The sequence below is a fragment of the Staphylococcus arlettae genome, assembly GCF_002902345.1.
Classification (GTDB): Bacteria; Bacillota; Bacilli; order Staphylococcales; family Staphylococcaceae; genus Staphylococcus; species Staphylococcus arlettae.
The window spans coordinates 311,457-331,688 of the sequence record NZ_PPQB01000012.1 but is presented as its reverse complement, the minus strand read 5'-3'; the positions used below and the strand labels follow the sequence as shown (position 1 = coordinate 331,688).

The 20,232-nt window shown below is 31.5% G+C and carries 21 protein-coding genes and 5 pseudogenes; 21 read left to right on the top strand and 5 right to left on the bottom strand.

All coding sequences use genetic code 11. From position 1 onward, the window contains the following. The 5 genes and pseudogenes from CD036_RS13380 to CD036_RS07555 all read left to right on the top strand — a co-directional run. Positions 1 to 79: pseudogene (locus CD036_RS13380) on the top strand (6-phospho-3-hexuloisomerase); the annotation flags it as partial. A 438-nt stretch (positions 80 to 517) separates the two neighbouring features. Continuing rightward, positions 518 to 633, top strand: a pseudogene (locus CD036_RS13400) (DUF536 domain-containing protein); the annotation flags it as partial. A 370-nt stretch (positions 634 to 1,003) separates the two neighbouring features. Next, a pseudogene (locus CD036_RS07565) lies at positions 1,004 to 1,439 on the top strand (Rossmann-fold NAD(P)-binding domain-containing protein); the annotation flags it as partial. Between the two features lie 129 nt (positions 1,440 to 1,568). Beyond that, positions 1,569 to 2,093: a hypothetical protein gene (locus CD036_RS07560; RefSeq protein ID WP_103388357.1), complete on the top strand. Its 525-nt coding sequence runs from the start codon at positions 1,569 to 1,571 to the stop codon at positions 2,091 to 2,093. 458 nt (positions 2,094 to 2,551) lie between these two features. Beyond that, complete coding sequence (locus tag CD036_RS07555; protein ID WP_103388356.1) at positions 2,552 to 2,854, top strand: putative quinol monooxygenase; 303 nt, start codon at positions 2,552 to 2,554, stop codon at positions 2,852 to 2,854. 151 nt (positions 2,855 to 3,005) lie between these two features. Here CD036_RS07555 and CD036_RS07550 read toward each other — a convergent pair. After that, positions 3,006 to 3,673: pseudogene (locus tag CD036_RS07550) on the bottom strand (IS6 family transposase). Positions 3,674 to 3,889: 216 nt separating this feature from the next. Beyond that, positions 3,890 to 4,237 (bottom strand): MerR family transcriptional regulator, encoded by a 348-nt coding sequence (locus CD036_RS07545; protein ID WP_002510637.1) that lies wholly within the window; start codon positions 4,235 to 4,237, stop codon positions 3,890 to 3,892. Between the two features lie 77 nt (positions 4,238 to 4,314). Here CD036_RS07545 and CD036_RS07540 point away from each other — a divergent pair, with 77 nt between their 5' ends. The 5 genes and pseudogenes from CD036_RS07540 (at position 4,315) to CD036_RS07520 (ending at position 7,429) form a co-directional block, all read left to right on the top strand. After that, positions 4,315 to 4,998 carry a type 1 glutamine amidotransferase domain-containing protein gene (locus tag CD036_RS07540; protein ID WP_002510638.1) on the top strand — a complete coding sequence of 228 codons (684 nt, stop codon included), beginning with the start codon at positions 4,315 to 4,317 and terminating at the stop codon, positions 4,996 to 4,998. Positions 4,999 to 5,019: 21 nt separating this feature from the next. Then, the gene (locus CD036_RS07535; RefSeq protein WP_103388355.1) at positions 5,020 to 5,685 is read left to right on the top strand and encodes an SDR family oxidoreductase; all 666 of its coding nucleotides are present in this window, start codon (positions 5,020 to 5,022) and stop codon (positions 5,683 to 5,685) included. A gap of 7 nt (positions 5,686 to 5,692) precedes the next feature. Beyond that, positions 5,693 to 5,848: pseudogene (locus CD036_RS13375) on the top strand (NADP-dependent oxidoreductase); the annotation flags it as partial. Positions 5,849 to 6,451: 603 nt separating this feature from the next. After that, entirely contained in the window at positions 6,452 to 7,069 is a 618-nt protein-coding gene (locus tag CD036_RS07525) for a CadD family cadmium resistance transporter (protein ID WP_011274431.1), read from the top strand. A gap of 18 nt (positions 7,070 to 7,087) precedes the next feature. Next, on the top strand, positions 7,088 to 7,429 hold the full coding sequence (locus tag CD036_RS07520; protein ID WP_025907459.1) for an ArsR/SmtB family transcription factor: 342 nt from the start codon (positions 7,088 to 7,090) through the stop codon (positions 7,427 to 7,429). A 19-nt stretch (positions 7,430 to 7,448) separates the two neighbouring features. Here the strand turns inward: CD036_RS07520 and arsC are convergent, their stop codons facing one another. Genes arsC through arsR form a run of 3 tightly spaced genes read right to left on the bottom strand, consistent with a single transcriptional unit; the run spans position 7,449 to position 9,471 of the window. Then, entirely contained in the window at positions 7,449 to 7,850 is a 402-nt protein-coding gene (gene arsC, locus CD036_RS07515) for an arsenate reductase (thioredoxin) (protein ID WP_044291550.1), read from the bottom strand. 17 nt (positions 7,851 to 7,867) lie between these two features. Next, positions 7,868 to 9,160, bottom strand: coding sequence for an arsenite efflux transporter membrane subunit ArsB (gene arsB, locus CD036_RS07510; RefSeq protein ID WP_172606406.1), 1,293 nt, complete (start codon positions 9,158 to 9,160; stop codon positions 7,868 to 7,870). Beyond that, positions 9,157 to 9,471 (bottom strand): As(III)-sensing metalloregulatory transcriptional repressor ArsR, encoded by a 315-nt coding sequence (gene arsR, locus CD036_RS07505; protein ID WP_040030669.1) that lies wholly within the window; start codon positions 9,469 to 9,471, stop codon positions 9,157 to 9,159. Before arsR ends, arsB begins: the two co-directional genes overlap by 4 nt. Before the next feature lie 204 nt (positions 9,472 to 9,675). Between arsR and CD036_RS07500 the strand changes: the two genes are divergently transcribed. From CD036_RS07500 to CD036_RS07450, 11 genes are all read left to right on the top strand, one after another. After that, a complete protein-coding gene (locus tag CD036_RS07500; protein WP_103388353.1) occupies positions 9,676 to 9,876 on the top strand; it encodes a hypothetical protein in 201 nt (66 codons plus the stop codon). A 32-nt stretch (positions 9,877 to 9,908) separates the two neighbouring features. Beyond that, on the top strand, positions 9,909 to 10,229 hold the full coding sequence (locus CD036_RS07495; protein ID WP_040030671.1) for an ArsR/SmtB family transcription factor: 321 nt from the start codon (positions 9,909 to 9,911) through the stop codon (positions 10,227 to 10,229). An 89-nt stretch (positions 10,230 to 10,318) separates the two neighbouring features. Continuing rightward, on the top strand, positions 10,319 to 11,203 hold the full coding sequence (locus CD036_RS07490; protein WP_103388352.1) for a permease: 885 nt from the start codon (positions 10,319 to 10,321) through the stop codon (positions 11,201 to 11,203). Between the two features lie 13 nt (positions 11,204 to 11,216). Continuing rightward, complete coding sequence (locus CD036_RS13305; protein ID WP_002447564.1) at positions 11,217 to 11,345, top strand: hypothetical protein; 129 nt, start codon at positions 11,217 to 11,219, stop codon at positions 11,343 to 11,345. 1,255 nt (positions 11,346 to 12,600) lie between these two features. Continuing rightward, positions 12,601 to 14,100, top strand: a complete 1,500-nt coding sequence (locus CD036_RS07480; protein ID WP_103388351.1) for an NAD-dependent epimerase/dehydratase family protein — start codon at positions 12,601 to 12,603, stop codon at positions 14,098 to 14,100. Between the two features lie 49 nt (positions 14,101 to 14,149). Beyond that, complete coding sequence (locus tag CD036_RS07475) at positions 14,150 to 14,650, top strand: TspO/MBR family protein (RefSeq protein WP_103388350.1); 501 nt, start codon at positions 14,150 to 14,152, stop codon at positions 14,648 to 14,650. A 4-nt stretch (positions 14,651 to 14,654) separates the two neighbouring features. Further along, entirely contained in the window at positions 14,655 to 15,128 is a 474-nt protein-coding gene (locus CD036_RS07470) for a glycosyl-4,4'-diaponeurosporenoate acyltransferase CrtO family protein (protein ID WP_103388349.1), read from the top strand. Beyond that, entirely contained in the window at positions 15,129 to 16,619 is a 1,491-nt protein-coding gene (locus CD036_RS07465) for a phytoene desaturase family protein (protein WP_103388348.1), read from the top strand. A 6-nt stretch (positions 16,620 to 16,625) separates the two neighbouring features. Then, positions 16,626 to 17,729 (top strand): glycosyltransferase family 2 protein, encoded by a 1,104-nt coding sequence (locus CD036_RS07460; RefSeq protein WP_172606407.1) that lies wholly within the window; start codon positions 16,626 to 16,628, stop codon positions 17,727 to 17,729. A 55-nt stretch (positions 17,730 to 17,784) separates the two neighbouring features. Beyond that, entirely contained in the window at positions 17,785 to 18,666 is an 882-nt protein-coding gene (locus CD036_RS07455; protein WP_103388346.1) for a phytoene/squalene synthase family protein, read from the top strand. Next, entirely contained in the window at positions 18,663 to 20,168 is a 1,506-nt protein-coding gene (locus CD036_RS07450) for a phytoene desaturase family protein (protein ID WP_103388345.1), read from the top strand. Before CD036_RS07455 ends, CD036_RS07450 begins: the two co-directional genes overlap by 4 nt. Positions 20,169 to 20,232 lie beyond the last annotated feature (64 nt).

Sequence of the window (20,232 nt, the reverse complement as noted above, 5' to 3'; positions counted from 1 at the left end):
TAGTATTGTTTTAGATTTAATGACTGAGATAAACGTTGATGAAGAAACAATGCAGCAAAATCATGCTAATCTGGAATAAAACCTACAAAAGACGATTCACTTTAATACTCCACATTTATTTGTGGGGTATTTTTAATTTAAAGAAACGCCTTGAGATATTTCCTAGTAGTTATAAAAATTAATTAGTATTGAATATCACTACTACATTTTTGAAAAGTGATGTAGATTTATAGCCAGAATTTTTAGATTTACATTGACGATACTGCATCAAAAGAAAAAGTCAATCTACTTTTTCTAGGTTGACTTTTATTTTTATATCTAAAGGCACACTTACACACCTAAAAAACGTCGTGCTAAAAACAAATTTACATGTGGTAATCCAATATCCTTATTATACATTTTAACAGTTGGTTTAAAGCAAACTTTAAAAATATATAATTTTTAACCTATTCAATTACATTTGTTTCTTAAAACGCATATATGAGCCAGAATAGAAAAGAGTTGCAGGAAAGATCAAAGATTGCTTAAGAATCAGCAAGTTTTGGCGTTAGAGAGTAATAAAAAAGATTCAAAAATTAATTAGAGGAAGAGAGGCTGCTTAATTATTCCTTTGATACACCTACTAATGATAGATAAAACGTGGATGTGTAAGAAGTATCATATACTACAGACGCTGTAAATATTAATCAACATTAGGAAGAAAAAAAGGGTGAATAAACACAACTTAAAAAGGCTTTTGGAGTCGTTTGTTAGTAACTAATTGTAATTAAAAAGGTGCGACAAGCTCATAAACTTGTCGTACCTTTTTATGTAAATCGTACTTCTGATACTCATCAATTTAATTTTAAATTTAAGTTTATTTATCAATAAAATTGGGTATTATTTATTAAGAGACGTATAACGCTTGCCACACTTATATCAAATTAATTTAATTGTAGTGAGCAATTTAGCTTATTATGAAAAAGATGAGCTGAGGCAAGCATGTGCCTGCTCATTTTTAAAATTGGAGGCTAAATTCACAAAAAAAATTCTATTAACAGGTGCTTCAGCATATATAGAAAATAAGTCTAATGAACAAAATATTATATGGAAATCTTCAGATTTATTTGATTTAAATGAGATAACAGAAGTAATGAAAAACGTAGATATCGCTATCTATCTTGTTCATTCGATCATACCTTGAGCTAAGTTAACACAAGCAAGTTTTGAAGATATGGATGAAATATTAGCAGATAATTTTGCTAAAGCATCAAGGTTTTAATAAAGTTAAACATATCATATTTATGAGTGGCCTAATTCCAAATACGAATGAATTACCACAATGTTTAAGAAGTCGCTTAGAGTGTAAAGACATTTTAGGAGCATATGGTGTGCCAGTAACTACGTTGAGAGCTGGACTAATTATAAGTGCTAAGGGAAATTCTTATCCAATACTAAAAAATTGGTATCCAATGCTCGTTTTTATATAGTTAATATGAAATTTATATTCATAGATTGTTGAATATAAATTGTTTTATGCTACGTTTAATTTCCTACTACTATTTCCTAAAAAAGAAAAGGAGCTAAATATGATTAATATTATATCAGCGATAGGATCGCTTGGAACATTTATTATGGCGTTATTTTATTTTGTATCAGTATCAGTTCAACTTTACCAAATGAAAATAAGTTTTATTCCTGCATTAGGATTTAATCAGATTTTATTAATTAGAGATAAAGACCAAAAATTAAATTTAAAAAACACCTCTTCCAATGTGGAAGAAAATGAAGATTATTTGAAATTATATAATTTAGGAGGCGGTGCAGCAAAAAAAATCACCATTGAAGTTTTATTAGATGAAGATAAAGTTATTCAAAAAAAGTATGTTAATATGTTACCTAGTAAAGAAGGTTATATGTTACCTATAAATAAGACAGTATTTGATGAATTAGACGATACTATAAAAAATAACGGTTACGAATCCAATATGAATATTAAGTTATCCTATTATCATAATGTGAGTAGAAAAAAACAAGAAATATTTTTAAAAGGGCATATAGATGAATTCAATAACTACAAAGATAAGGAAATTTATGAATTACAGTTTATTTAAAGTAATAAAATGAATGAAAAATAAGATAGTTAATAGTAAGGTCTTTCTTTAACAAAATGCTTTTTAATCATAAAATATGCTAATGATTCTTATAATAATCGTATTTTTTATATCATCTCATTAGTTGATACTTTGCTTGTTCAGTTAACACTAACAAAGAAAAAATAGAGTTCAGCTTGTTTTAAATACTGATTATGAGTTAATTATTTTATAAGAATACTAATCTACATTTTCATGATTAATTCATAAAATAACTAGCCTAGAATTACAAAGAGTGCAAATTTATGTCTATAATTAAAATTCTAGTTAGAAAAATCGTTCCTTATTAAGACAAAATTTGATTATGAAACGATTAGGAGAGCTCTTTTTAAAAGGACTCTCTATATATATATTCTAATAAAAAATGTTATGTGATATATTAATGGATGAAGTTTCTAATTTGAGGAGGAGATAGAAAAATGGTTAATGTAGCGCTATTGGTTCGACTTGAAGCAAAACCTGGAAAAGAAACGGAAGTTGAAAGCTTCCTACGTGGGGCCCTACCTGTGGTTCAGGAGGAGTCAGAAACGATCGCATGGTTTGCGATCCGACTTGGACCTACGACATTCGGCATCTTTGACGCATTCCCGGACGACACAGGTCGTCAAGCACACCTTTCTGGTCAAGTGGCTGCGGCATTGACGGAGAAATCTCCTGAACTTTTCGTAGAGCCACCAGTGATTGAAAATATTGACGTCCTTGCTTCCAAGCTTCCTAAATAAAGTCATATTATCGCTGCCATCGTATCTGTCCAGAGACAGTGGATGGCAGTTTTTTGATTATTAGTTTTGGCGTGAGCTATATAAAGTGGAAGGTTCTGTTGCAAAGTTAGAAAAATATAGCTAATCACCATTTTATTGTGTCAGTCTTCGCTTAACCGGCTAACATGTAACTAATTTCGTGGCATGGTGAAAATCCGTAGATCTGAAGAGACCTACGGTTCTTTTTATATAATCCGTAAATACATTCAATGCCTTTGAGTGTATTTTTTGCTGTATTGAGACATTGATATCTTGTCTTTCTCAGCTTAATATGACGATGATCTTGTTCAATGAGGTTATTGAGATATTTAGATGTGCAATGACAATTAGGGATCAGCTTAAACACTTTCATTATTTTAGCCATGGCTACCTTCGTTGAAGGTACTTGATCTGTAATTATCATTTGAGGTGTGCCAAATTGTTTAATAAGGCGCTTAATAAACGCATATGCTGAATGACTATCCCGTTTCTTACGTAACCAAATATCTAATGTATGACCCTCTGTATCAATGGCACGATACAAATAACACCATTGCCCTTTGATTTTGATATATGTTTCATCAATACGCCACTTATAATATGCTTTTTCTTCCAAATTTGATACAAAATAGGTGCATATTCTTGAACCCAACGATAAACGGTTGAGTGATGAACATCAACACCACGCTCCCTTAATATTTCAGATATATCACGATAACTTAATGCATATCTTAAGTAGTAGCCAACGGCTACAGTTATAACATCTTTATCGAATTGTTTATATCTGAATAGTACATACAGAAGACTCCTTTTTGTTAAAATTATACTATAAATTCAACTTTGCAACAGAACCCTTATGTAGATGAAGAAAAATTCATTCCAGCTTTGTCTATCCACCTATCGCCTTTATCTACGCACTCCACCTTTAAAATCTACAATTTCTTTATGCTTATTCATTCACTAGCCCTCCATACTCTTCTTATCGTTCTTTTAATTCACACACCCCCTTTTCCCTCGTCACTCGGTCATGGCAGTTTGTAATTCTTGTTCAATTAAGTCGATATGTGTACTGATTAAATTCCGTTGTTCATTCAAGAATTTTAGGTGTGCGCGTAACACGCTTGGGACATCTATTTGGTTTTGATAAAGCATATCTGTGTTTTTTCGGATTTCTTTTAATGGCATATTCAAATTGCTTAGGCACTGGATAAATTTAATCATTTCGATATCGTCGTCTGTGTATAAACGCTTGTTATTGCTATCTCTGTCGATGTGTTTCAAGATATTCTTTTTCTCGTAATAACGCAGTTTGCTTTTAGGTATATTGCAATAATCTGAGACATATTCAATGTAATATTGTTCCATGTAAGCAAATCCTTTCCCTTAAACCAAGGTTTAACTGATATTGTACTCTATATAAACATGAATGAGGAGGAAAGACAATGAAAAAAGCTTTAATTGTTGTAACAAACATTGCGAAATACGATAATTTAGACAGACCTACGGGTGCGTGGTTCTCAGAGGTTACGCACTTTGCGAAAGATTTCTATGACGCAGGTTATGATGTTGATTTCGTAAGTCCGAACGGTGGATATGTGCCTCTTGATCCTATCAGTCTTAGCCCTGAAATGATGGGAGCTGAGGACTGGGAATACTACACGGATCATGATTATATGAATAAATTTGGACAAACATTATCTCCAAAAGAGGTTAATCCTAGCGACTATCAAGCCATTTACTTTGCAGGTGGACATGGTGCGATTTGGGATTTTAGAAATAACAAAGAACTTAACGACATTGCGTTAAGTATTTACAATAACCAAGGCGTTCTCTCTTCTGTATGTCATGGTGCGGCTGGTCTACTCGACATTAAAGAAAATGGCGATTACCTCGTTCGTCATAAAGACGTGACTGGTTTTACAAATAGTGAAGAACAAGCAAATGGTACAACTGAATACATGCCATATTTATTAGAAGACGAATTTATTAGTAACGGTGCACATTTTAAAAAAGAGGATGACTGGAGCAATTTCGCAGTCGTAGATGGTCGCATTGTGACTGGTCAAAATCCTCAATCAGGACATGCTGTTGCTGAACACGCTTTAAAAATCTTAGCTAATCAATAATTTCATAAAGGAGCGATACACATGAAATCATTAATTATCGGTGCTAATGGTGGCGTCGGTCAACATCTTATACGTAAAATGAAAGCACGAGATGTTGATTTTACTGCCGGTGTTAGAAAAGAAGAACTAGTTGAATCTTTAAAAGCAGATGGTATCGATGCAACTTACATTGATGTTGCAAAACAATCTATTGATGAATTAATAGAATTATTTAAACCGTATGATCAAATCCTTTTTTCCGTCGGTTCTGGTGGGAGCACAGGTGACGATCAAACAATTATAGTAGATTTAGACGGTGCAGTGAAAGCAATTAAAGCAAGTGAACACGTCGGTCGTCAACACTTTGTTATGGTATCAACGTACGACTCACGTCGAGAAGCGTTTGATGCGTCAGGCGACTTGAAACCATATACCATTGCAAAACATTATGCGGATGACTACTTAAGACATGCAAATTTAAAATATACCATCGTACATCCAGGCACTTTAACAAACGAACTTGAAACGCACCAATTCAATATGAGTGCGCAATTTGAAAATGTACAAAATCCGTCTATTACAAGAGAAGATGTAGCAGAAGTGCTTGTTTCTGTATTAACTGATGAAGCATTACAAGGTCACGAATTCCAAATCATCAATGGTGATTTGTCATTATCAGACGCTACGACTAAATATCTGGAGGAATAATCAATAAATTGTACTTGCAAAACGACCACAAGATATCCTTCAAGACCGATGTATTTAGAGTTGAAACAATAGAAGCACGAGAACCTCAAGTAGAATCCATTTATCAGTAGATCCTTACTTGAGAGGTAGAATGAATGATACAAAAAGTTATATTCAACCTTTCTAAGTGGATGAGCCATTACAATTTGTCGTTTTCCCACTCGCGAAACTATTATAAGACTTATCATAGCAACGTCTGGAACATATATTTTGTTCCAGGCGATTTTTTTATATTTACACTTAAAATCAATGTATATCAAAATGATTTTCAACATGGGGCATGTCAATGCATATGCGCTATTTGTTTAATTATGATTATATCAAACATTTACTTTGTAATTTGACTATAGTGATAAGTCTCTAAACTAAGAAAATCAAAAGTTAAATTGCGTGTATGAATGTAAAAAGGAGTAAAAAAATTATATTTTCATATAAATATTATGTGGCATTGTAACATTAATGTAATAATGTGGCCTGTAAGACAAATATGAGGAGGGTTTTTATAAGGTTCTTCTTATTAGTGAAATTGTTAAAAAAACAAAATGCAATGAACTGACAAATTAAAATCGCTTTAAGTCGTATTCTCAAAGAATCTATAAATCACTCGTATATACACAGCCCCTTACTATCAGTTAAAATGTCACTTTTCGGTTCTAATATTTATTATTCATAAGATATACAATATATGATACAATTCATTCAAATATATATTTGAATGAGGTGCTCTATGGTTCAGACTATTGTAACTGCGGCAATACTTTATATTGCAACTGCGGTAGATTTATTAGTGATTTTATTAATATTTTTTGCTAGAGCAAAGACTAGAAAAGAATATAGGGATATTTATATAGGTCAATATTTAGGATCGATTATTCTCATATTAGTCAGTTTATTTTTAGCTTTTGTGTTAAATTATGTTCCAGAGAAATGGATATTAGGTTTATTAGGTTTGATCCCCATCTACTTAGGTATAAAAGTTGCTATTTATGATGATTGTGAAGGCGAAAAAAGAGCAAAAAAAGAATTAAACGAAAAAGGTTTGTCCAAATTAGTTGGGACTGTTTCTTTAGTGACAATTGCAAGTTGTGGTGCAGATAATATTGGTTTATTTGTCCCTTATTTTGTAACATTGGATATTGTTGAATTACTGACTACCTTAATTGTATTTTTAGTTTTAATTTTCTTTTTAGTATTCACAGCACAAAAACTAGCTAGAATTCCTGGTGTGGGTGAAATTGTTGAGAAGTTCAGTCGTTGGATTATGGCTGTTATTTACATAGCATTGGGCTTATTTATTATTATTGAAAATGAAACCATACAAACAATATTAGGATTTATATTATAAATTAAGGTGTGACTTAATATGAGTAACAATAAAATTTGTGACGTCATTTGTGTTCATGAGGAAAAAGTGAATTATGCTTTAAGATTTTTAAAAGAAGAAAAAACTCAACGGCTTATCAATACATTATTAAAGATAAGTGATGAGAATAAGCTGAAAATTATATTAGCTCTAATTAAAGAGAAAGAATTATGTGTTTGTGACTTATCTATAACATTAGGTTTGAGTATAGCTTCAACATCACATCATTTGAGAGCCCTGTATAAAAGAGACGTGCTGAATTTTTACAAGGATGGGAAAATGGCATACTATTATATCAAAGATATAGAAATGAAATCATTATTAATAAAATGTATGACTTAAATATAAAGAAACGCTCACATTAAACGAGCGTTTCTTTGAATTCTTGTATTCTTTTTCCAATTTCATCTCTAACACGTTGAAATTCTGGCCATTCTTTTCCTGCTGGATCATCAAAGCCCCAGTGTTCTTTTTTAACATTAGGTGGTAATATAGGGCAATTATCGTCTGCATCACTACATAATGTTACGACCAAATCTGACTGTTCTAAGATATCACTATCAATCAAATCTGATGTATGGTTTGAGATATCAATATCCACTTCTTTCATAGCTTCAATTGCTTTAGGATTTACTCCATGCGTTTCAATACCTGCAGAATAGACATTCCAATCTTCACCCAATATTTCCCTTCCCCAACCTTCAGCCATTTGGCTACGACAAGAGTTTCCTGTGCATATAAAATAAATTGTTTTCTTATCCATAATTAAAGCCTCTTTTCTTAAAATATGATTAGTGTAAGGTATAAACCTAAGAGTGTTACAAATAGGACTGGAATAGTAATGATAATTCCAGTTTTAAAGTATGTTCCCCATGAAATCTTCACACCTTTTTGTGTTAAGACATGTAGCCACAATAATGTTGCTAAAGAACCAATTGGCGTAATTTTAGGTCCTAAATCAGAACCTATGACATTCGCATAAACCATACCTTCTTTTAATATTCCTGTAGCACTAGATTGACCAATCGCTATTGCATCTATTAAAACAGTTGGCATGTTGTTCATAATTGAAGATAAGAAAGCAGCTATAAAGCCCATACCCATGATACTGCTGAATAACCCATAACTTGAAATATTTGTTAGGATATCCCCAAGAATAGTTGTAATACCTACATTTTTTAGTCCAAACACAACAAGGTACATACCAATAGAGAATACAACAATATTCCATGGTGCGCCTTTAATTACTTGTTTTGTATGAACTGCTTTAGATTTACGAGCTAATATTACAAAGATAAGAGCAATGATACCAGCAATGATTGATACAGGTATTTGTATAAACTCACTAACAAGATAACCCACGAGCAGTATTGCTAATACAATCCATGAAATCTTAAATAGTTTAGGGTCTTTAATTGCATTTTTAGGATCTGAAAGATTTTCTGTATCGAACGTTTTAGGTATAGATTTTCTGAAATATAACCATAAAACGAGAATACTAGCAATCAGAGAGAATATATTAGGAATAATCATTCGACTAAAATATTCAATAAATCCAATATCGAAGTAATCTGCAGAAACGATATTTACTAAATTACTTACAATTAAGGGCAATGATGTTGTATCAGCAATAAAACCACTGGCAATAATAAAGGGGAAAATCACTTTTTTATTGAATCCTAGATTCCTAACCATCGCTAATACAATGGGTGTTAAGATTAAAGCTGCACCATCATTTGCGAAAAATGCTGCTACAATTGCCCCAAGTAACATAATAAAAACAAACATTTTTAAGCCATTACCGTTTGAAGCCTTGACCATATGTATTGCAGACCATTCAAAAAAACCAATTTCATCTAATATTAATGAAATAAGAATAACAGCTACAAAAGTTAAAGTTGCATTCCAAACAATACCGGTTACTTCTAATACATCGGAAAAACTTACGACTCCTGTAATGATAGCAACAACAGCTCCAATTAAAGCTGTAATACCAATATCTAAACCTTTTGGTTGCCATATCACAAAGATTAAAGTTAACAAGAAGATTATAATTGCTAAAATGGTCATCAACAGTCACCTGATTTCACATTTTTACATACACATCTTTGATTAGATGTATTAATGATGTTTAAGTTTTGAATAATATCATCTAAAATAGCATGATTAAGTTGATACCAATGTTTGTTGCCGTCTTTTCGTGTTGTAACTAATTCGTTATCTACTAATGACTTCATATGATGACTTAGTGTAGGTTGTGAGAATTGAAAGTGTTCTAATAAGTCACAAGCGCATAGCTCACCACAAGAAAGTAAATCTAATATTTCTAACCTGCTTGAATCTGATAAAACTTTTAATATTGCTGATAATTCTTTATAAGACATAAATATACCTCCTATTCATTACATAGATTAACATCTATATAGCATTGTGTCTATGTAGTTTTTTGACTAATTTTAGTATTAGATTAGAATGCGTCGTAAATAACTAGTTTTATTATCTTGCAAAAGTTGAAATAATAATTTATATTTAATACATCAAAAAAAGTTGATATATCATTTTAGTATTTTATAAAGGAGTTCGATTTTATGAGAATAAATCATGCAGGTAGATTATCTGTTGATTATTTTGTTAGCTACTTAAATCTAATTATGATATCAAGAGAAGTTTCTTTAAAAGAAGCTATATCATATATGAAAAAGGAGTTCTTTAAAGGAGAACCTGACATGTATGGTAAAATAACAGAAACTCATTTTAATCAAGCAATACTAGAACTCAAACAAAAATAGAAATATCTGTATATAAGAGAGGTGATTATTTAATGGAAATTATTAAGTCCAGTCCTAATAGAACTGAGGAAGAACAATTAGACTTTTATGAACAGATGTTTAATGCGCTAGCTGATAAAATCAGACTTAAAATTCTACATTCAATACGTCAAAGCGATTCAAAATCTTTATGTGTTTGTGATCTAGAAGAATTATTAGCGTTAAAACAATCTAAACTTTCCTATCATTTAAAAAAATTAGTAGATGCAAATATTCTTATTGCTGAAAAGCATGGCACATGGAATTATTATAAAATTAATGAGCAACAAATACAGGTGGTTTTAAATGAAGATACTTGCTGTAAGATACTTTAAGTATCTTCTTTTTAACATAGAATTAATCAATTTTTTTTGATTAATACATCAAAAAAAGTTGATTAAATAAATTCGGAGGCGTTATACTAATGGTAGATTCAATTATAGAATTCATAAAAACATTTCTGATGTTATTTTTTGAATTATTATTACTATTTATAGTAGTGAGTTTTATAGTAAGTCTGATTCAACAAGTTGTTTCAGAAGAAAAAATTAAAAAGCTTTTGAGCAAACCTAATAAAGCCGTCAATTATATATTAGGTATGATATTTGGTGCTGTTACACCATTTTGTTCTTGTTCAACTATTCCAATACTTGCAGGTTTATTAAATTCCAAAGTTCCTTTTGGTCCAGCGATGAGTTTTTTAATTGCTTCACCGTTAATGAACCCACTAATGATATTTATGTTATGGGCTTTATTAGGGTGGAAAGTAGCTATTGTTTATTTTGTAGTACTAGCAATTTTCAGTATTTTAACAGGTTTAGTATTTTCAAAAATGAATTTAGCTGAAAGTTATAAAGGGGTCAATGTTAAAGGTGATGGCTTTTTTGCTAATAAAACAGGATCTCGTTTTAAACAAGCATTAAACGATGCGTGGGCATTTTTATACCCAATGTTACCTTATCTATTTATTGGTGTATTTATTGGTGCCTTTATATATGGATTCATACCTGAAGAATTTATAACTAAGTATGCAAGTGGTGATGGTTTTATATCGGTGTTTATTGCTTCTGTTATCGGTATCCCTATGTATATCAGACCAGAAACAATATTACCTATAGCCGAAGCATTAGTATCAAAAGGTATGTCGCTAGGAACAGTAGTTGCATTAATAATTGGTGGTGCTGGCGCAAGTATTCCAGAGGTCGTATTGCTATCTAAGCTATTCAAGAAAAAATTTGTAATATCATTCATTATTGCAATTTTAATTGTAGCCATTGCTACAGGTTTGATGGTGAACATCAGTATTTAAAGGGGGTGAGTTAATGGGAATCAAAGATGTATTAAATAAAATGAAACCTCAGGATCAATCATGTTGTTCTGTAGAAATTGAAGAAAAAAAAGAAAAGAATGAAAAAGAACAGCAGGATAATAATAATTGTTGTAACAATTAATTTAGAAGTCTGTAAAATATATGCTTCTAATAAATAAATGAACGACAAATTCCAAAGTAATAGTATGGAACTTGTCGTTCTTTCGTTTCAGTTAAGGAAAATGATGTTGTTTATTTAATATTCTTTAAGACTTATAACAAAAAGACGTTAATTAAAAACCGCATCACTAACCGATACGCAGAAGCGTATCATAAATAAAGTTAAAGAAGAGATGATGAATAATAATATTTATTATACATTTTCCGGAAAATCTTAGAAGGGTTAATTAAATTGATTAAACCTAAAGAGATAGTTCAATTTTCAAAGCCATGGCTTTCGGCAGTTATATTTGTTGTTTTTATACATGTTCAAGTAGCAAATTTCACTGACTATAGTGAAGATTTTTTGAGCTATTTCATATTGGAATTGGACAATTAGGTTTACTTTTTCGATATAGCTTCGCATTCTTATTGTCTGGTCTTGTTTGCTTTATTTACTTGCACTATTATAAAAAAGCGATGAAAAAAATAAGGATCATTATATAAAAGGTGAAGTCTGTTGTTACTTTTGTGATATTTTTTATGGCAAAAGCTTGAATATATGAGTTTATTAGGATTTATATTTTTAATATTTTGGTGTGTAAATTAGTTTATAAATAATAGTATCATACAATTGAATTTGCATACATGAATGCTTTACATGATCAGCTCCCATTTAATTACTCTATATTAGAAAACTGATTCATTTTTTGATTTGAAAAAAATCATGAAATCGAGTATTGGCAAAATATATTATTTAATCGCATGAATCTTCTAATTCGAAATTATACATACACGATGTTCTACTATAATCAAGATATAGTTGATGAAATTTAGTATAAGTCACCTGGTTCAAAAGGATCAGCAGTTGAATTTTTCGTGATTTTAAAATTGAGAAAATACTTTTCAAGAATATCAAGATATATTAAATATAGTGAGATTATATAATGCCAAAGGAAATATGATGCTAATTCCAGCTTATACAGGAAAAGGGTTTTTACCAGTAATATTGATAAAGCGAGTAAAATCACCACTTTTTAGATAAATTTTTGTGATTTGATAAATTGATTGCTCAATAATTACTAATAAAGATTGAAAAGCTTTAAGAAGGGTACAACATTAAGTAAGAGACTTGGAGCTCTTGTCAATTAAGATAATGAGCAAGTGAGCTCGTTACGTAAAAGATGAGCTGAGGTAAAGTTTACCTGCTCATCTTTTTCTATTTGGAGGCTAAATATATGAAAAAAATATTATTAACAGGCGCTTCGGGATATATCGGTAGTCACTTAATGAATAAATTAAAAGATAACTATGAAATTATAGCTATTTCTAGAAATATAGAAAATAAATCAAATGAGCACAATGTTACTTGGAAGGCAGCTGACTTGTTTGATTTAAATGAAATCACTGAGGTAATGGAGGACATTGATATCGCTATATATCTTGTCCATTCTATGATGCCTTCAGCTAAGTTGACGCAGGCGAGCTTTGAAGATATGGATGCATTATTAGCTGATAATTTTGCTAAAGCTGCAAGTTATAACAAAGTTCAGCATATTGTATTTATGAGTGGTTTGATACCTAATACAAGTGAATTATCACCACATTTAAGAAGCCGTTTAGAGTGCGAACAGATTTTAGGATCATATGGTGTACCAGTAAGTACTTTAAGAGCTGGTTTGATTATAGGATCTAAAGGAAGTTCTTACCCTATATTAAAAAAATTAGTAGATAGATTACCTGGCCTGTTACTGCCAAAATGGGCTTATAATACAACATTGCCAGTCGCAATAGACGACGTGATTGACGGTTTATATAAAATTGTAGAGCGACAGCCGAATAAGAATGAATCGATAGATATTGGTGGACCTAGTCATATGACTTATAAAGACCTTTTCAAGCAAACTGCAGAGGTACTAGATAAACGATTACCTACGGTAGATTTGCCTATTATTCCCATTTGGCTAAGTAAATATTGGGTGAAACTTATTTCTGGGGTACCAAAAGAAATGGTTTATCCGTTAATGGATAGCTTAATTCATGATATGATTAGAAATGATGAAAATATTGTGAAAGACATTTCTATAGGCAAGATTGATTATAAGGAAAGTGTGCGTAATGCCTTGGAAGAAGAAACTAAGACACAAAAGAAAGGGAAGTCATCACGTAAGGGCGATATTAAAGATGTTAGAGCAATATCAAGGGTAGTCTTACCTAAAGATGTAAATATGATTCAATTGGCAGAATCATATGCAAATTTTTTAAATAGAATTACATTAAATGTCGTTAATAGTGATTTTAACGAAGATAACTTTACGATTAGTGTGCCGTGTTTAAATAAGGACTTACTATTATTAAGTAAAGATTTTAAAGCTTCTAATAATGAGAGAATTTTATATCGAATTGTTGGTGGAGATTTCGCTTTAGATTCAGATGGTGGTAATGCGAGATTAGAGTTTAGAAGATTACCTAATAGTGACGCATGTATCATAGCGTTACAAGAATATGAACCGACGTTACCTTGGTGGGTATATAAGTATACCCAAGCAAAAGTGCATAAAAGTGTAATGAATCTTTTTAAATTCAAGATTAATAGCCAAAAAACTAATAAAGGAGAATACTTTAATATGAAGAAGTTTATTTTGCCAATTGTTATTACAGGTGCAATTGTTTTGAAAGTATATGGATTGAAAAAGTATTTAGCTAGAAAAAATAACATGTCCAATGCCGAACTGTAACGGCTAAAATAAAGGCTAGTTACTTTTACAAAAAAAGAGGGGATCAACTATGAAAGTAAACGAGATAATTAAAACAATTATAAAAGTTATAACACCAATTACAGGTGGTAAATTTATAGGGAAATTTGCAGTGAAAAACGCGAGAAAAGATTATAAAAATAATGTTAAACCACCTTTTTCACCACCCGGCTATGTCTTTCCAATTGTGTGGCCAATACTTTATACAACGATGGGCGTAGCTTATGCATTAGTGACTAATAAATCTACTAGTAAGGATTTAAAAGGTGCTTATTACACGCAATTAATCCTAAATTATCTATGGTCGATATTATACTTCAAATATAAATTACGCTTTAGTGCGTTGATAGAGAGTGTTGTATTACTGGGCGCAGTAATTACAACAACTGTAAAATTTTTCAATGTAAAAAAAGTTGCTGGCATTTTACTAGTTCCATATATGCTTTGGAGCGCTTTTGCTACTTATTTAACAGCTGGTAATTGGTATTTAAATAAAGATAACCCAAGCTATACAGCGAAATCTGAGCATTAAATTGATGAAAAAGATTATATATATTGCGCTATATTGGTTTATAGTTCAAATGATTATTGCTCAACTTGGTACTCGTATTAGTTATAAGTTCTTAGAAAAAGATAATAAGTATTTTCGAAGTTGGAATATTGAACAAGAGGGTCAATTATGGCAACAATTAGTTAAAGTGCAATATTGGAAAGATCATTTGCCAGACGGTCAAAATCTTAACCCTAATATCAGTAGTAAAGCGACTTTCGATTTATCTAAAAATATGAATGATATACAGCGATTTATATTAGAAACTAGACGTGCAGAGGTGGTTCATCTGCTATCCATATTTCCTGTTATTGCGTTTTTTAAAGCGTCAAAAAACGTTAAAATAATTAATTTCATATATGTCATTATAGCTAATGTGCCTTGTATGATTGTTCAGCGCTATAATCGCCCTAAGTTAATACGTATTTATAATAAATTACAAAAAAGAAAAGGTGATTAAATGGGAAATAAGAAAGTGGTTGTCATAGGAGGTGGCTTGGGAGGGATTGCTAGCGCAATTTGTATGGCTCAAGCAGGCTATCAAGTGGATTTATATGAACAAAATAAGCATATCGGTGGAAAGGTAAATAGGTTAGACATAGATGACTATGGATTTGATCTCGGTCCATCAATTTTAACCATGCCTAAAGTATTTCAACGCTTATTTCAACGATGTGATGAAAGGCTAGAAGATTATGTTAGCATTCGTAAGTTAAGTTTACAGATTAGAAACGTTTATCCAGATGGCCAAATTTTAGATTTATATGAATCCATGGAAGATACGTTAACAAATAATGAATCGTTAACAAATAAAGATATAGAGCAACTTTCTTCGTTTTTTAGTTACGCACAAAAGATACATCAAGTTGCTGAAAAAAGCTACTTTGATAAGGGATTAGATACGATGTTTGCAATTATTCGTTATCATGGTCCGTTTTCAGCTTTAAAGCAATTCGATTATTTTCATACAATGCAACAAGCCATTAATAAAAGGGTAGATAACCCATATTTAAGAGAAATGCTAGGTTATTTCATAAAATATGTCGGCTCCTCATCTTATGATGCTCCGGCTGTATTGAGTTTATTACCTCAAATGCAACATGAGGAAGGTTTGTGGTACGTAGATGGTGGCATTCATAAGTTAGCGGAAGCGATGGAACAATTAGCGAGAAAATTAGGTGTGGGCATACATTTTAACACCCCCGTAAAACATATCAATTATAATAGTCAAAATAAGGTGACAGGGATAACAATAGAAAGTAATGAGGAAATATATGCAGATTACATTATATCTAATATGGAAGTAATCCCTGTTTATAAATATTTATTGAATTTTGATGCAAAGCAAATAAACAAATTGGAACGTAAATTTGAGCCAGCTAGTTCAGGTTATGTCATGCATCTTGGTGTGGACAAAAGTTATCCAGAGCTTCAACATCATAACTTTTTCTTTTCAAGTAATTCTAAAGTTAATTATGATCAAGTTTTTCACCAGTATGTTTTGCCTGAAGATCCGACTATTTATGTAGTGAATACAAATAAAACAGATAAGACACAGGCGCCAGAAGGACACGAGAATATAAAAATATTGCCACACATACCATACATTCAGAATAAGTCATTTAGTGAAGCAGAATATCTGCAATTCCGAGAACGTATATTGAATAAATTAGAGTCTATGGGCTTAAAAGATTTGAGAAGGCACATTGTATATGAAGATATATGGACGCCACATGACATTGAAAATACATACAATTCTAATAAAGGAGCTATATATGGCGTAGTTTCTAATAAGAAGAAAAATAAAGGTTTCAAGTTTCCTAAAAAAAGTCAGTACTTCAAAAATTTGTACTTTGTAGGTGGTTCTGTAAATCCTGGCGCTGGTATGCCTATGGTCACTTTGAGTGGTATGCAAGTAGCAGAAGCTATTATTAATGGAGAAAGTAGTTGAGGCTGAATGATACTTTATATAATAGCAATAGTATTGACGATACTATCACTAATAAGTGGAATGTGTATGTATGCGCGTCGAGCGATTATAAATAACTTCGGAAAAGAAAGAGGTCAGACAGCCGTCAGTGTTATTGTACCTGCTAGAAATGAAGCGGAGAACTTACCTAAATTACTTAACAGTATAAGTAAAGAGCAAGAAATAGAAGTAATTGTTATGGATGATGGTTCAACTGATGAGACACAAGTTGTTGCTAGATATTATGGTGCGAGCGTATATACTGTTGAAAATGATACTACATGGCAAGGTAAGTCACATGCTTGTTGGCAAGGTAGCAAATATGCAACGCATGATTTATTGATGTTTGTTGATGCTGATGTTCAGTTTGCTTGTGATGATAGTATTCAAAATATAGCCAATCAATATGATTTACAAGGTGGTAAAGGTTTGTTATCAATACAACCTTATCACAAGATAAAAAAGCTATATGAAAATATATCGGCGATTTTTAATTTAATGACAATCGTAGGTATGAATCAATTTTCAATCACGAAATCAGTAAATAATGAGCAAGGCGCGTTTGGACCAGTCCTTGTGACAAATAAGCAAGATTATAAATTGACACAAGGACATTTGAAAGCTAAAAATCAAATCATTGAAGGCTTTGCAATAAGTAAGGCATATCATAAATATGATTTGCCAGTTAATTTGTACGAGGGCCAAGATGTGGTCAATTTTAGAATGTATCCTCAAGGATATAAAGCGCTAGTAGAGGGTTGGAGTAAACACTTTGCACTTGGCTCTCAAATAACTAAAAAATCCACACTTATGTTTGTATTTTTATGGTTATTTGGTTCACCTGGAGCAATTTTAGCAGTGCTTTTGTCAATTAATTTAGGTTTATTATATATATTATTAGCTATTACTTTATATTTTATATATGCGCTACAGTTTCATATATTTATTCGAAGAACAGGAAGTTTTAATCTCATTGCGAGTTTATGTCATCCATTGCTTTTTACATGCTTTGTCGCAATATTTTTTAAATCATGGTTAGATGTAAATGTGTTCAAACGTACACTTTGGAAAGGCCGTAGAATAGATTTATAACTTTAGTTTTTATATAAGTGCTAAGTAGTTTTAGGCGTACTGAGGAGGCCAATAAATGAATCAACTAGAGAGAGATTATAACCACTGTCATAATATAATGAAAACACATTCGAAAACATTCTCATATGCCTTTGATTTTTTGGATTTAAAAAGGAAAAAAGCAATTTGGGCTATTTATGCAGTTTGCAGAATTATAGATGACAGTATTGATAAATACAAAGACCTTGAGCAATTAAACGGCATAGCTAGAGATTTAGATGTGATTTATAGCGATTGTGATTATATTCAAGCGTATCAAAGTGATGCAGCTATTATGAATGCTTTAAGTAATACATTGAATACATATTCAATACCTAAAAAACCTTTTGAATCTTTAATTCAATATGTGAAAGAAGATTTAGTTTTAAAAGAAATGAAAACTGATTCAGATTTATATGAGTATTGCTATGGTGTGGCAGGTACTGTCGGTGAATTGTTAACTCCTATATTAACTTCATCAAATGAAAATAATTTCGAGCAAGCTGAAGAAGCTGCGATTGCTTTAGGCAAGGCAATGCAAATAACTAATATTTTAAGAGATGTCGGCGAAGATTTTCAAAATGGAAGAATTTATCTAAGTGTAGAAAAATTAGCTCAATATCGAGTTAATCTACATTCTATATATTATGAAGGAGTTACGCCAAATTATATAGAACTGTGGGAAAGTTACGCTACAGAGGCAGTTAGGTTATATGATATTGCATTAAACAGTATTAATTATTTTGACGAAGAGGTACGTTACATTATCGAATTAGCTGCGATAGCTTATCATGAAATACTTGTGGAAGTAAGGAAGGCAAACTATACGTTGCATAAGAAAGTATATGTAAGCAAATTGAAAAAAATGAAAATTTATCGTGAACTTAGTGCGAAATATAATAGGAGTGAAACATTATGAAGATTGCAGTTATAGGCGGCGGGGTTTCAGGTTTAGCTGCAGCTTCAAGATTAGCAGCAAACGGTCACCAAGTAGATTTATATGAAAAGAACCAACAAATAGGTGGCAGGATGAATCAGATCAAGCAAGATGGATTTACATTTGATATGGGACCAACCATCGTAATGATGCCTGAGATTTATCGAGACGTTTTTAATTACGCTCAAAAAAATATGAATGATTACTTGGAAATTAAACAATTATCACATATATATGATGTTTATTTTAGTGAAACAGATCAAATTCGCGTTCCTACAGATCTTGCTCAATTAAGAGATATGCTTGAAAGTATTGAACCTAACTCTACGCATGGTTTTATGTCCTTTTTAACAGATATATACGAAAGATACGAAATAGCACGAAAATATTTTCTAGAACGTACGTTTAGGAAACCTACGGATTTTTATAATCCTTTTACTATATATCAAGGTATGAAACTCAAAACATTTGATAAAGCAGATAATTTAATTGAAAAATATGTTGATAATGAAAAAATCCAAAAGATTTTAGCGTTTCAAACATTATATATAGGTATCGACCCTAAACGAAGCCCGTCATTGTATTCAATTATACCCATGATAGAGTTAATGTTTGGCGTTCACTTTATAAAAGGTGGTATGTATAGCTTTGTCAGAGCGCTTCAAACGCTAAATGAAGAATTAGGTACTCAAATTTATACCAACGCAAACGTTGAAGAAATTATCATTGATAGTAGGTATAAGCGTGCGGAGGGACTAAAAGTAAACGGACATATAGAAAAGTATGACAAAATGATTTGTACTGCTGATTTTCCATATGCTACTTCATCTTTAATTAAAAATGAACATCATCCTAAGAAGTATACGACACAGAAAATTGATAATATGGACTATTCTTGTTCTGCCTTTTTAATGTATATAGGGGTTGATAAAGATTTATCCGAAGAAATTTTGTTACATAATGTTATATTTTCAAAGGATTTTGATAGTAATATCAATGAAATATTTTCCGGGGAAATATCCCAAGATCCATCAATATATGTATACGCTCCTAGTGTGGAAGATCAGTCGTTAGCGCCAGAAGGTCAAACAGGTATTTATGTGCTGATGCCCGTTTCAGAATTGAAAACAGGTGATACGGATTGGTCTGATGAGTCAACAATCACACAAGTGAAAGATATTATTTACAATAAGCTTTCTACGATTAAAGCGTTAAAAGATTTGAAAAAGCAAGTTGTGACAGAAATTATTTATACGCCTAAGGATTTTGAAGGAGATTATAATGCTAAATTTGGAGCAGCCTTTGGTTTAATGCCTACTTTAGCGCAAAGTAACTATTACAGACCACCTAATGTGAGCAGAGATTACAAAAATTTGTATTTTGCTGGAGCTAGTGTTCATCCAGGGGCAGGCGTACCAATTGTATTGACGAGCGCTAAAATTACAGTTGATGCTATGTTAGCAGATATTAATGATGGTATATAAAAAACGGGAGTGGGACAGAAATCAAATTTTCTAATATAAATTTCGTAGTCCCACCCCGGCAAGG

What these genes read in the sequence shown, in the direction of transcription:
- CD036_RS07480 (WP_103388351.1), top strand. Translation starts at nt 12,601, where the DNA reads ATGAAAAAAATATTATTAACAGGCGCTTCGGGATATATCGGTAGTCAC.
- CD036_RS07455 (WP_103388346.1), top strand. Translation starts at nt 17,785, where the DNA reads ATGAATCAACTAGAGAGAGATTATAACCACTGTCATAATATAATGAAA.
- CD036_RS07500 (WP_103388353.1), top strand. Translation starts at nt 9,676, where the DNA reads ATGAGAATAAATCATGCAGGTAGATTATCTGTTGATTATTTTGTTAGC.
- CD036_RS07450 (WP_103388345.1), top strand. Translation starts at nt 18,663, where the DNA reads ATGAAGATTGCAGTTATAGGCGGCGGGGTTTCAGGTTTAGCTGCAGCT.
- arsR (WP_040030669.1), bottom strand. Translation starts at nt 9,471, where the DNA reads ATGTCTTATAAAGAATTATCAGCAATATTAAAAGTTTTATCAGATTCA.
- CD036_RS07475 (WP_103388350.1), top strand. Translation starts at nt 14,150, where the DNA reads ATGAAAGTAAACGAGATAATTAAAACAATTATAAAAGTTATAACACCA.
- CD036_RS07520 (WP_025907459.1), top strand. Translation starts at nt 7,088, where the DNA reads ATGAGTAACAATAAAATTTGTGACGTCATTTGTGTTCATGAGGAAAAA.
- CD036_RS07540 (WP_002510638.1), top strand. Translation starts at nt 4,315, where the DNA reads ATGAAAAAAGCTTTAATTGTTGTAACAAACATTGCGAAATACGATAAT.
- arsC (WP_044291550.1), bottom strand. Translation starts at nt 7,850, where the DNA reads ATGGATAAGAAAACAATTTATTTTATATGCACAGGAAACTCTTGTCGT.
- CD036_RS07535 (WP_103388355.1), top strand. Translation starts at nt 5,020, where the DNA reads ATGAAATCATTAATTATCGGTGCTAATGGTGGCGTCGGTCAACATCTT.
- CD036_RS07460 (WP_172606407.1), top strand. Translation starts at nt 16,626, where the DNA reads ATGATACTTTATATAATAGCAATAGTATTGACGATACTATCACTAATA.
- CD036_RS07545 (WP_002510637.1), bottom strand. Translation starts at nt 4,237, where the DNA reads ATGGAACAATATTACATTGAATATGTCTCAGATTATTGCAATATACCT.
- CD036_RS07560 (WP_103388357.1), top strand. Translation starts at nt 1,569, where the DNA reads ATGATTAATATTATATCAGCGATAGGATCGCTTGGAACATTTATTATG.
- CD036_RS07495 (WP_040030671.1), top strand. Translation starts at nt 9,909, where the DNA reads ATGGAAATTATTAAGTCCAGTCCTAATAGAACTGAGGAAGAACAATTA.
- CD036_RS13305 (WP_002447564.1), top strand. Translation starts at nt 11,217, where the DNA reads ATGGGAATCAAAGATGTATTAAATAAAATGAAACCTCAGGATCAATCA.
- CD036_RS07525 (WP_011274431.1), top strand. Translation starts at nt 6,452, where the DNA reads ATGGTTCAGACTATTGTAACTGCGGCAATACTTTATATTGCAACTGCG.
- CD036_RS07470 (WP_103388349.1), top strand. Translation starts at nt 14,655, where the DNA reads ATGAAAAAGATTATATATATTGCGCTATATTGGTTTATAGTTCAAATG.
- CD036_RS07465 (WP_103388348.1), top strand. Translation starts at nt 15,129, where the DNA reads ATGGGAAATAAGAAAGTGGTTGTCATAGGAGGTGGCTTGGGAGGGATT.
- CD036_RS07490 (WP_103388352.1), top strand. Translation starts at nt 10,319, where the DNA reads ATGGTAGATTCAATTATAGAATTCATAAAAACATTTCTGATGTTATTT.
- CD036_RS07555 (WP_103388356.1), top strand. Translation starts at nt 2,552, where the DNA reads ATGGTTAATGTAGCGCTATTGGTTCGACTTGAAGCAAAACCTGGAAAA.